Origin of the sequence: Erythrobacter sp. (assembly GCF_023653175.1) — a bacterium.
Lineage (GTDB): Bacteria > Pseudomonadota > Alphaproteobacteria > Sphingomonadales > Sphingomonadaceae > Erythrobacter.
In genome coordinates this window covers 1-10,334 of the sequence record NZ_JAMNXL010000130.1, presented here as the reverse complement: position 1 = coordinate 10,334, position 10,334 = coordinate 1, and the positions used below count along the sequence as shown (strand labels likewise).

Sequence of the window (10,334 nt, the reverse complement as noted above, 5' to 3'; positions counted from 1 at the left end):
TCGCTCTTTCGCTCGCGATCGAGTTTGATTGTTACCTGATCGACGAAGTCATTATGGTGGGTGACCAGAGATTCCACGCCAAATGTGCCGAGGAGCTTTTTGAAAAGCGCGCAAGCCGAGCCATGATCATCGCAAGTCATGACATGACTGCAATACGCAGCTACTGCTCGAAAGCGGTTGTGCTCGAGGCCGGGAAGATCACGCCGTTTGCGGACGTTGAAGAGGCAGTCGAAATCTACAATGCATTGTAGGCCATGTCTGGTGGGCCACGCAATTGCATGGCCAAGCCAGGCTTGATCTCCCGCCCGTCGAACCCGACCATTCGCCGCCAGGGCCCGGCACCACACACCGTCAGGTCTGATGTAAAGCCGGTTCTTCGACGAGCAAGATTTCGCGATCCTCGAAGAGCACGGATCTGGCGACCCTCGGGCCGTTTCAGTTCTTTCTGATTTTCGACGATCTGGCGCTCGACGATTTTGGCTTGGCCATCGACGGCGCCCTCGGAGCCCGCTTTTTCTTTTCTTCGTTCAAGCCTGATATGATCACGTTTTGGCGTGCCAGTTCGGCCTCCAGCCGGGCTATTTGTTCACGCTGCCATTCTATCACCTGCCACGGCTCACGGAATTGTGCGAAGGTTTGACCGCTAACCACGGCATTGGCGCCGGGCTTTGCGCCCCAAACGCCAACGTAGTGGGCGCAAGTGTGCTGCGACACGCCGTTACCCCATTTCGACGGCAGAATCGCAGCCAAATCACAGAACCGCATATCCATTACGACGATCGGATCCTTGTGCCCCTCCGAAACCCGCGTGTCATTCAGGATGAAATTCATCTCGCCGAAGGCTGGGGTTCCGAGCAACCATTGTGCAGCCGCTCCTAACCGGCCTTCTGTCAAGTCGCGAAACTCGTCAAAGCTGAAGTGCCATAGATGAAAGGGGTTGAGGCTTTGCCCGTGGTCGCCGGCTTCCTCGCACGGCGCACTGATGGCTATGATGGCCTTGTCGCTGCAAACCCGCTCGATCAGATCGAGGAAGGCCCGAGGGTCCTTGAGGTGCTCTATGGTCTCGAACGAGACGATCACATCGAACTTGCCAAGCTCGGCGATGCGCTCGGCCTCCGCGTCGATATCGGCCCGGACAAAGCTGATACCCTTCCCCGCGAAGTGGTATCGCGCCGAGCCGAGAGCTTCTTCGGAAATGTCGATCCCGACAACCTCACGGGCACCCCAGCCCTTCAACAGCCGCGTGCCGTACCCCTCGCCACACGATATGTCTAACACCCGCGCGCGCTTAACCAGTTTGCGGAGAATTATATAACGCCCGACATGTTGCGAAAAGGCATAGCTATCGTATTCGGCATCTTTGCCCCAAAACTTCAATCTTTCCGACATGACTTTAAACCCAATTTAATATAATTTCTCATACAATCGTAATACTTCCGACAAGCGGACTATAAATAAGATCGGAATCGAAAACTGTAGCGAAAGCCGCTGCGCTGGTATGGCAGAGCTTTGCTCAATCTGCCAACGCGAAACTACTAGAATCAAGATGTAATGCACTTCGCCCTCGATCAGTCTACTAGGATATCATGTCAGGGCGAGGTTTTCCGCAGGTCAAGTTTGGCTGGACGTGTCTACGGCCACTCTGTGGCGCGGACCCGTCTCTGTTAAGTGCTGCTTCACCCCGCCAAGGCGTTTTTGCGTTGATTTGCGGCATTTTCAGAAACGGTTGACCGCGTTTCAAGATACTCTAACGAGAGGCCGCAATGGTGAAGGCAGATTGAGTTTGAAACAGATACTACCCTCCCCGGCGAGACGCGGCATCATTTTGGCTGGTGGCTCCGGTACGCGTCTTTATCCTCTGACCCGTGGTATCTCGAAGCAGCTGATGCCGGTTTTCGACAAGCCGATGATTTACTATCCGCTAAGCACTTTGATGCTGGCGGGTGTCCGTGAGATTCTGATCATCACGACGCCTGATGATGCCGACCAGTTTAGGCGGGTGCTGGGCGACGGTGCGGATTTCGGAGTGTCGCTCTCCTACGAGATTCAGCCCAAGCCCGAGGGCCTGGCGCAAGCGTTTCACATCGGCGCGGACTTCGTGCGGGGCGGTCCGAGCGCGCTGATTTTAGGTGACAACATCTTTTATGGCCACGGTCTGTCTGGCCTGCTGCAGAGCGCGAACGCGCGCATGAGCGGCGCGACGGTGTTCGCTTACCGGGTGAACGATCCCGAAGTCTTCGGGGTGGTCGAGTTTGATGCGGCCGGCAACGCGATCTCGATCGAAGAGAAGCCGAAGGTTCCTAGGTCGAACTATGCGGTGACGGGTCTTTACTTCTACGACGAGACGGTGCTGGACCGGGCGCGGGACCTGAAACCTTCGGCGCGCGGTGAGCTCGAGATTACGGATCTCAACCGGCTCTATCTCGACGAGGGCACAATGGCGGTGGAGATCATGGGGAGGGGCTTTTCCTGGCTCGACACGGGGACGCATGCCTCGCTGCTGGATGCCGCGACCTATGTGCGGATTACCGAGGAGCGACAGGGGCTGAAGATCTGCTGCCCTGAGGAGATCGCCTGGCGGCAGGGCTTCATCACCGCCGACCGGTTGCGCGCGATCGCCGAGCCGCTGCGCAAGTCGGGCTATGGCGAGTACCTGCTCGGCCTACTCGAGAACCCGGTGCAGTCATGATCTTTGGTGAGACCGCGCTGCCGGGCGTGCTGATCATCGAGCCGAGGGTGTTCAGCGATGCGCGTGGCTTCTTCATGGAGACGTGGAACGCCGCGGTCTTCCGTGATGCCGGGCTCGACCTTGCCTTCGTGCAAAATAACCATAGCTGCTCACAGAAAGGCGTGCTGCGCGGGCTGCATTTTCAGAACCCCTTACCACAAGGCAAGCTGGTTCGAGTAACGCGCGGTGCAGTTTTCGATGTCACTGTCGACCTGCGCCGGTCATCGCCTTGCTTCGGCAAGTGGGTTGGATTGGAACTGAGCGCGGCAAATCGGCGCATGCTCTGGGTGCCCGAGGGCTTTGCGCACGGCTTTCTGACGCTTGAAGACGATACCGACTTTCTTTACCAGTGTACCGTGCCCTACGACCCCAAATGCGAACATACTTTAGCGTGGGATGACCCCGCTGTGCGCATTGTGTGGCCAGTGTTGGGCCTCGATCCAATCATCTCCGAAAAGGACGCACGCGGGTTATCGCTCGCAGACGTACCGGTATTTCCATGAGGGTGCTTGTCACTGGCGCCAATGGCCAGCTCGGCGGCGCGTTGCAGCGACTCGCCCCAGCCTGGGCGGAGGTCACGGCATTTGATGTCGAAGATTGTGATCTCACTGACGTGCCGATGCTCACCGCGCGGCTGAAGGTCGAGGCGCCGGAGCTGATCCTCAACGCGGCCGCGTATACAGCAGTCGACAAGGCCGAGAGCGACGAGGGGGTAGCGCGGGCGATCAATGTAGAGGCTGTGGCTGTGATGACCGAAGTGCTGGCCGGGACCGGAGGCAAGCTGGTCCATGTCTCGACCGATTACGTTTTCGACGGCACCTCTTCCGCACCCTATCCGCCTGAGGCTCCCCGCAACCCGCAATCGGCCTATGGCCGCACTAAGGCGGAAGGCGAGGACAGGTTGCGTGCGGAAGACCTCCTGGTGCGCACAGGTTGGGTATACGAAGCGGGCGGCGCGAATTTCGTGCGCACCATGATCCGCCTGATGAACGAGCGCGAGGAACTAGGCGTGGTTGCCGATCAGGTCGGTGCGCCGACCTGGGCCACTGGTCTTGCTCGCACCATCTGGGCGTTGGTCGAAAGCCAGGCGACCGGCATCTTTCATCACTGCGACGACGGCGCTGCAAGCTGGCACGAATTCGCTGTTGCGATCGCCGAGGAAGCTTATGCGCTGGGTCTTATCCCGCGCATTCCGGCGATCCACGCGATCACCACTGCCGAGTACCCCACACCTGCACAGCGCCCGGCGTTTTCGCTGCTCGATTGCAGCAAGACCCGCGCCTTTCTCGGCGATAGGCCGGTGGCATGGCGCGACAATCTGCGCCTGATGCTGAAAGAGGAAGCAAAGCTTGGCTAATCTGCTCGTTACCGGCGGCGCCGGGTTCATCGGTGGCAATTTCGTCCACTACTGGAACGCGAAGCACCCTGAAGACCGGGTGATTGTGCTGGATGCGCTGACCTATGCTGGCAATCGCTCTACCATAAAGGGCGCGCCCAATGCCGAGCTGGTGATGGGCGACATCCGCGATACCGCGCTGGTGGAACAGCTGCTGCGCGACCATGCCGTCACCACGCTGGTCCACTTCGCCGCCGAAAGCCACGTTGACCGTTCGATCAGTGGGCCTGACGCCTTCATTGACACGAACATCCTCGGAACCAACAGCCTGCTCAAGGCCGCACGCAGCGTTTGGCTGGCGGGCAGTGGTGTTGCCCATCGCTTCCACCATATCTCGACCGACGAGGTGTTCGGTTCGCTTGGTCCCAATGATCCGGCCTTCTCCGAGACCACGCCCTATGCGCCTAACTCGCCCTATTCGGCATCGAAGGCGGCCTCCGATCACCTAGTGCGCGCCTATCACCACACGTACGGGCTAGAGGTAACCACCAGCAACTGTTCGAACAATTACGGCCCCTATCAGTATCCTGAAAAGCTGATCCCTCTGTTCCTCTTGAATGCGCTCCACGGGCGCAGCTTGCCGATCTACGGTGACGGGATGAACGTGCGCGACTGGCTGCATGTCGAGGATCACTGCCGGGGGATCGAAGCCTGCCTCATCAACGGCAAGCCGGGCGAGACCTACAACATCGGCGGTGGTGCGGAGCTGCCCAATCTCGAGGTGATCGCCGCGATCTGCCGCGAGGTCGACCGCGCCTTTGCTGAGGTGGACGGTCTTGCCGAGCGTTTTCCCGGAGCCCCGGCGGCAAAGGGTGAGGCAACCGAAACGCTTAAAGTCTTCGTCACCGATCGTGCCGGCCATGACCGCCGCTATGCAATCGACGAGACCAAGGCCCGCGCCGAGCTCGCATACACCCCGCAGCACGGCTTCGAGGATGGCTTGCGCCAGACCCTACGATGGTACCTCAAGAATGAAGAATGGTGGCAGGCCTTGGCCGCCTGTTGATCTGCAGCACGTTGAGAACACGGTCGATCAAAGTCGAATGGACCTTAAAGTCACTGAGCTGCACCTCAGCGAACCCTGAGAACGTTTCCTACCCGACATTTTGCTAACATTTTTACTGCATGCTATCTCTTGCCCGACGTTATTTTCGGCCCTGATCCGCAGCACGACACTGCCTTGCCTTGGGGAAAATGAAGAACAACCTGCCTGTCTATCGCGAGATTGGCCAAGACATCCGCGAACTCCTGCGGCCCAAGGTTTCCTCCGCGTGGCACGTGTCGATGCGAACTATGTGGGCGGCGCCAGCAAGTGCCAGGTGGATCGGCTTCCGCGCTTCCGGACCTTTCGCGCTTCGGACTAACACGAACAATTTGCCGCCAATCAATGACGATGCGGATATGATCGGATCCGCTGTAGAAGAAAAGGACGGACGATGGGTATTCTCCTGACCGGCGGAGCCGGGTATATCGCCAGCCACACCGCCGTGGCACTGGCCTCCGCGGGCCACCGTGTCGTCTGCCTCGACAACCTCTTGAACAGCCGCGCCGAGATGGTGGAACGAGTGGGGGACATCACCGGGCAAGCAATCCCCCTGATCCTTGCCGATATCCGCGATACCGATGCCCTGCAGCAGGCGATAAGGGACCATGGCATCACCGCCGTGATCCACTTCGCCGGGCTGAAGGCTGTGGGCGAATCGGTGGCCTGGCCGATCGCCTATTACGACAACAATGTCCGCGGCACCCTTAGCCTCGTCGAGGCGATGGCCGTCTGCAACGTGAAGACGCTAGTGTTCTCCTCAAGCGCGACGGTCTACGGCCTGCCGCTATACCTGCCGCTTGACGAGAGCCACCCGACCTCTGCGACCAATCCCTATGGCCGCACAAAGCTAATGGTCGAGGAGATGCTCGCGGATATTGCGCATGCGGATCCCGACTGGCGGATCGCCGTGCTGCGCTATTTCAATCCCGTGGGCGCGCACCCAAGCGGGCTGATCGGCGAGGATCCGCACGGCACTCCTAACAACCTGATGCCCTATATCAGTCGGGTAGCTTCGGGGCGGTTGCAGGAACTCTCCGTCTACGGCGACGATTACGAGACCGCGGACGGCACTGGGGTCCGCGACTACATCCATGTCACTGATCTTGCGCAGGGCCATGTCGCCGGGCTGCGGGCGATCGGCACAGGCGACCGCCCCTTCGCCATCTGGAACCTCGGGACCGGACGCGGCCATTCGGTGCTTGAGGTGATCGCGGCCTTCGAGCGGGTCAACGGCGTGTCTGTGCCTTACCGCATCGTCGCGCGCCGGCCAGGAGATGTCGCCGCGTGCTATGCCAGCGTCGACAAGGCGCGCAGCGAGTTGGGCTTTGAAGCCAGCCTCGGCCTCCAAGAAATGGTCGGCTCGGCCTGGCGCTTCGAACGGATGCTGAGGGCCTCCAACACCTGAGCCCGGATGCTTAGGACAAGGCAATATCCGGCACGTCTTCTTGCTTCATCCCGATCACGTGATAGCCGGCATCCACATGATGCGTCTCGCCGGTCACGCCCGATGACAGGTCGGACAACAGGTAAAGCCCCGCGCCGCCAACATCCTCGATCGTGACATTGCGGCGCAGCGGGGCGTTCAATTCGTTCCACTTGAGGATGTAGCGGAAATCGCCGATCCCGCTCGCAGCCAGCGTCTTGATCGGCCCCGCGCTGATCGCGTTGACGCGGATATTGCGGGGCCCGAGGTCGTTGGCGAGATACTTGACGCTCGTCTCCAGCGCCGCCTTGGCCACGCCCATCACGTTGTAATGCGGCACGACCTTTTCTGCGCCGTAATAGCTCAGCGTCAGGATCGAACCCCCGCCTTCGGGCATCATCGCGGCGGCGCGCTGGGTGATCGCCACCAGCGAATAGGCCGAGATGTTCATGGTCAGCAGGAAATTGTCGAGGCTGGTATCGACATATTGGCCACGTAGCTCGTTCTTGTCGGAATAGCCGATCGCGTGGACCACGAAATCGAGGCTGTCCCAGCGCGTCTTCAAGGCGGCGAAGGCGGCATCGAGCGAATCCATGCTGGAAACGTCGCACTCGAAGGTGAAATCGCTGCCCAGTTCCGCGGCGAGCGGGATCACGCGCTTGGCCAGCGCCTCGCCCTGATAGGAGAAGGCGAGCTCCGCCCCGTGTTCGGCAAGCTTCTTGGCAATGCCCCAGGCCAGCGACTTGTCGTTGGCGAGGCCCATGATCAGCCCGCGCTTACCCGCCATCAATCCGTTCATTTACGCCTTCTCCTCGCTTGCCTCGCCATGGGCCATATCCTGCCCTTCCAGCGCCAGCGCCGCGTTCAATTCCGCGCCGATAACGAGGCCGAGCCCGACGAGCCAGAAAAACAACAGGGTCACCATCGCGCCAGCCAGGCTGCCGTAGGTGAGATCATAGGTAAAGAAGAGCCGCAGCACCACCGGCAGCGCGACCGCGACCGCGATCCACCACAGCGTCGTGAACAGGGCACCGGGCCAGCGCGGCGCGCCGGACTTGCGGTGTTCGGGAGGGGTAAGGGTAGCGAACAGCACATGGAGCGACAGCGCGAGGCCCAGTGCCGGCACGATTCGCGCGCTGCTGAGCGTGGCGATCAGCCCGGCAAGTCGCGGGAAGGCGGCAAGGATCACCTCTTGCGCCGCGCCGATCACCACCTGCGCGAACAGCGAGAGCATTAACAGCACCACGGCGGCGAGGATCAGACCCGCAGACACCAGCCGTGTCATCCAGAAAGCGCGCAAGGGCGGCGAGCGATAGGCGCGGCGCAGGATGTCGCGGATCGTCTCGATCAGGCTCGATACGGTCCATAGCCCGACGGCTGCGCCGAGCCACAAGAGCCAGCCCGAACGGGCATAGATCACATCCTCGGCCACCGGTTCGATCACGCTGGCGACCGCGCTCGGCAGTGCACGGGCCACGGCGTCGATCATCGCTTCGGCATTGGCGCGGCCGCCAATCAGATCGAACAGCGCTGCGCCCAGTATGAAGAAGGGAAAGATCGCCAGCATCGAAAGGTAGGCAAGGTTGCCGGCATGGATGAAGCCATCATTGAAGGTGCCCACCATTGCCCGGCGGATCACCGCAAACGGCCGGGTGGTGAAGAGGTTGCGCACCGGCAAGGCCCCAGCGCCCGGTCTGCTAAAGACCGAACTTCTCCCGCGGGCGAGCGATATCGACCCAGCCTTCGAGCCGCTCTTCAAGCGCGGTAAGATCGGCGGGGAGCTGGATTTCGAGCGTGACCAGCTGGTCGCCGCGTTCGGGCTTGCCGTCGGCGGTCTTGCCCGATTTCTTGGTCCAGCCCTTGCCGGCCAGCCGCAGCACCGTGCCGCCGCCCGAGCCGGGCTTGATCGTCAGCATCACCGGGCCGTCCACCGTCGGGCATTTGACCTTGGCCCCGCGCACCGCCTCGTCGAGCGTGATCGGCAGATCCATGCGGATATGATCGCCCTCGCGCCGGAAGAAGGGGTGGGTGCCGACTTCGACCAGCACGATCCCGTCGCCATTGCCGCCCGGGCCGGGGTGGCCCTTGTCCTTGAGGCGCATCATCGTGCCATCCTCGACTCCGGCGGGGAGCTTCAGATTGATCGCCTTGCCATCGGCGAGCGTAATGCGCTGGTCGCGCCCGGCAGCGGCATCGACGAAGGGCACGGCGAGCCGGTACTGGACATCCGCGCCGCGGCGGGGCGGCGGGGGCGGTGGTTGCTTTCCAAAGGGGCGCCGCGCCGAAGACTGCTGCTGGCGCGCACGGCCGCCGAACAGGCCCTCGAACAGATCGCCGAGATCGACATCATCGGGCGTAAAGCCGCCGAAATCGCTCCCGCCCGGCGCTCCGCCCGGACCCGCCCCATAGGTGCCGCCGCGGCCATAGCCGGGCCTTGCACCCATGCCGGCAAAGGGGTTGGCGGGATTGCCCTCGCCGTCGATCTCGCCGCGATCAAACTGCGCGCGCTTGGCCTTGTCGCTGAGCAGATCATAGGCGCGCGTCGCGTCGGAGAACTTTTCGGCGGCCTTGGGATTGTCGGTGTTGCGATCGGGGTGCAGCTCCTTGGCGAGCTTGCGATAGGCGCTCTTGATCTCCGCTTCCGACGCGGTGCGGGGAACGCCAAGGGTGCTGTAAGGATCGCGCATGGTGAGTTAGCTAGGTGAGACAGTCGTCATGCGCAAGCGGGGAGCGGTACGCAGGGCGCGACCGCCGCTTTCCTACACGCGACCAAGCGCCCATGGTCATTGCGCCGCTGCACTCCGATACCTAGTTGCGGGGCGCGGTGTCCGCTCTTCTTGTGTGGGGCAGGTTTTCGCTTCTTGGACAGTGTCTCATGTGTCTCCTTATTCAGCTTGAAGGCTATCGCAGATGAATGAACCCCGCTCCGCTCCGCTCGACGATGCGCAGCTCGCCGATTCGGTGCTGCCTGCGCACGCGGACCCTTTCGCGCTGTTCGAGGAGTGGTTCGCCGCCGCGCAGGTGGGGGAGCTGAATGATCCCAACGCCATGGCTCTTGCAACCGCGACCGCCGATGCTGCGCCCTCGGTGCGGATGGTGCTGCTGAAGGGTCACGGTAAGGGTGAGATCGCGGGCGGGGGGTTCACGTTCTTCACCAATGCCGAGAGCCGTAAGGGCACCCAGATCCGCGCCAATATGCAGGCCGCGCTGCTGTTTCACTGGAAAAGCCTGCGCCGCCAGATCCGCATCGAAGGCCCGCTTACTGAAGTGACGCCCGAACGCGCGGATGCCTACTTCCACTCGCGCCCGTTCAAGAGCCAGGTTGGCAGCGCGGCCAGCGACCAGTCACGCCCTTTGCCCGATCGCCAGACCTATCTCGACCGGGTGCAGGAACTCTGGGCCGCGCATGAGGCGGAAGGCAAAGTGCCGCGTCCGCCGCACTGGACGGGTTTTACTTTGTCTCCGACAAGAATTGAGTTCTGGATCGACCGCGACAACCGGCTGCATGATCGCCGCGAATTCATCCGCCGCGGCCCGGACGCCCCGTGGTCCGATACGCTGCTCTATCCCTGAGGCCAGTAATGACGCAGAAAATTCCCTATTGGCACGTCGATGCCTTCGCCGCCCGGCCGTTTGGCGGCAATCAGGCGGCAGTAATGGTGCTCGATGAATGGCTGGCTGACGATGTGCTGGTCGCCATCGGGGCCGAGAACCTGTTTGCCGAGACCGCGTTTGTGGTGCG

11 protein-coding genes and 1 pseudogene are annotated in these 10,334 nt (G+C 61.6%); 8 read left to right on the top strand and 4 right to left on the bottom strand.

The window, feature by feature from the left end; translation table 11 throughout:
- Positions 1-251: pseudogene (locus NBV68_RS13740) on the top strand (ABC transporter ATP-binding protein); the annotation flags it as partial.
- 184 nt (positions 252-435) lie between these two features.
- On the opposite strand, the gene NBV68_RS13735 reads toward NBV68_RS13740, so the two are convergent.
- On the bottom strand, positions 436-1,389 hold the full coding sequence (locus NBV68_RS13735) for a class I SAM-dependent methyltransferase (protein WP_296310683.1): 954 nt from the start codon (positions 1,387-1,389) through the stop codon (positions 436-438).
- 403 nt (positions 1,390-1,792) lie between these two features.
- Between NBV68_RS13735 and rfbA the strand changes: the two genes are divergently transcribed.
- From rfbA to galE, 5 genes are all read left to right on the top strand, one after another.
- A complete protein-coding gene (rfbA, locus tag NBV68_RS13730; protein WP_296310687.1) occupies positions 1,793-2,689 on the top strand; it encodes a glucose-1-phosphate thymidylyltransferase RfbA in 897 nt (298 codons plus the stop codon).
- A complete protein-coding gene (rfbC, locus tag NBV68_RS13725) occupies positions 2,686-3,231 on the top strand; it encodes a dTDP-4-dehydrorhamnose 3,5-epimerase (protein WP_296310681.1) in 546 nt (181 codons plus the stop codon). The genes rfbA and rfbC overlap by 4 nt, the downstream gene beginning before the upstream one ends.
- Positions 3,228-4,085 carry a dTDP-4-dehydrorhamnose reductase gene (rfbD, locus tag NBV68_RS13720; RefSeq protein ID WP_296310679.1) on the top strand — a complete coding sequence of 286 codons (858 nt, stop codon included), beginning with the start codon at positions 3,228-3,230 and terminating at the stop codon, positions 4,083-4,085. Before rfbC ends, rfbD begins: the two co-directional genes overlap by 4 nt.
- The gene (gene rfbB, locus NBV68_RS13715) at positions 4,078-5,130 is read left to right on the top strand and encodes a dTDP-glucose 4,6-dehydratase (protein ID WP_296310678.1); all 1,053 of its coding nucleotides are present in this window, start codon (positions 4,078-4,080) and stop codon (positions 5,128-5,130) included. Before rfbD ends, rfbB begins: the two co-directional genes overlap by 8 nt.
- Positions 5,131-5,560: 430 nt before the next feature.
- Positions 5,561-6,574: a UDP-glucose 4-epimerase GalE gene (galE, locus tag NBV68_RS13710; protein WP_296310676.1), complete on the top strand. Its 1,014-nt coding sequence runs from the start codon at positions 5,561-5,563 to the stop codon at positions 6,572-6,574.
- Between the two features lie 10 nt (positions 6,575-6,584).
- Here the strand turns inward: galE and fabI are convergent, their stop codons facing one another.
- Genes fabI through NBV68_RS13695 form a run of 3 tightly spaced genes read right to left on the bottom strand, consistent with a single transcriptional unit; the run spans position 6,585 to position 9,279 of the window.
- Complete coding sequence (fabI, locus tag NBV68_RS13705) at positions 6,585-7,391, bottom strand: enoyl-ACP reductase FabI (RefSeq protein WP_296310674.1); 807 nt, start codon at positions 7,389-7,391, stop codon at positions 6,585-6,587.
- Positions 7,392-8,264 carry a YihY/virulence factor BrkB family protein gene (locus NBV68_RS13700; protein ID WP_296310672.1) on the bottom strand — a complete coding sequence of 291 codons (873 nt, stop codon included), beginning with the start codon at positions 8,262-8,264 and terminating at the stop codon, positions 7,392-7,394. It lies immediately after the preceding gene.
- Positions 8,265-8,289: 25 nt separating this feature from the next.
- On the bottom strand, positions 8,290-9,279 hold the full coding sequence (locus NBV68_RS13695; RefSeq protein WP_296310670.1) for a DnaJ C-terminal domain-containing protein: 990 nt from the start codon (positions 9,277-9,279) through the stop codon (positions 8,290-8,292).
- 223 nt (positions 9,280-9,502) lie between these two features.
- Between NBV68_RS13695 and pdxH the strand changes: the two genes are divergently transcribed.
- Positions 9,503-10,165: a pyridoxamine 5'-phosphate oxidase gene (pdxH, locus tag NBV68_RS13690; RefSeq protein ID WP_296310668.1), complete on the top strand. Its 663-nt coding sequence runs from the start codon at positions 9,503-9,505 to the stop codon at positions 10,163-10,165.
- An 8-nt stretch (positions 10,166-10,173) separates the two neighbouring features.
- Positions 10,174-10,334, top strand: a 161-nt coding sequence (locus NBV68_RS13685) for a PhzF family phenazine biosynthesis protein (RefSeq protein ID WP_296310685.1), incomplete at its 3' end; no start/stop codon positions are given.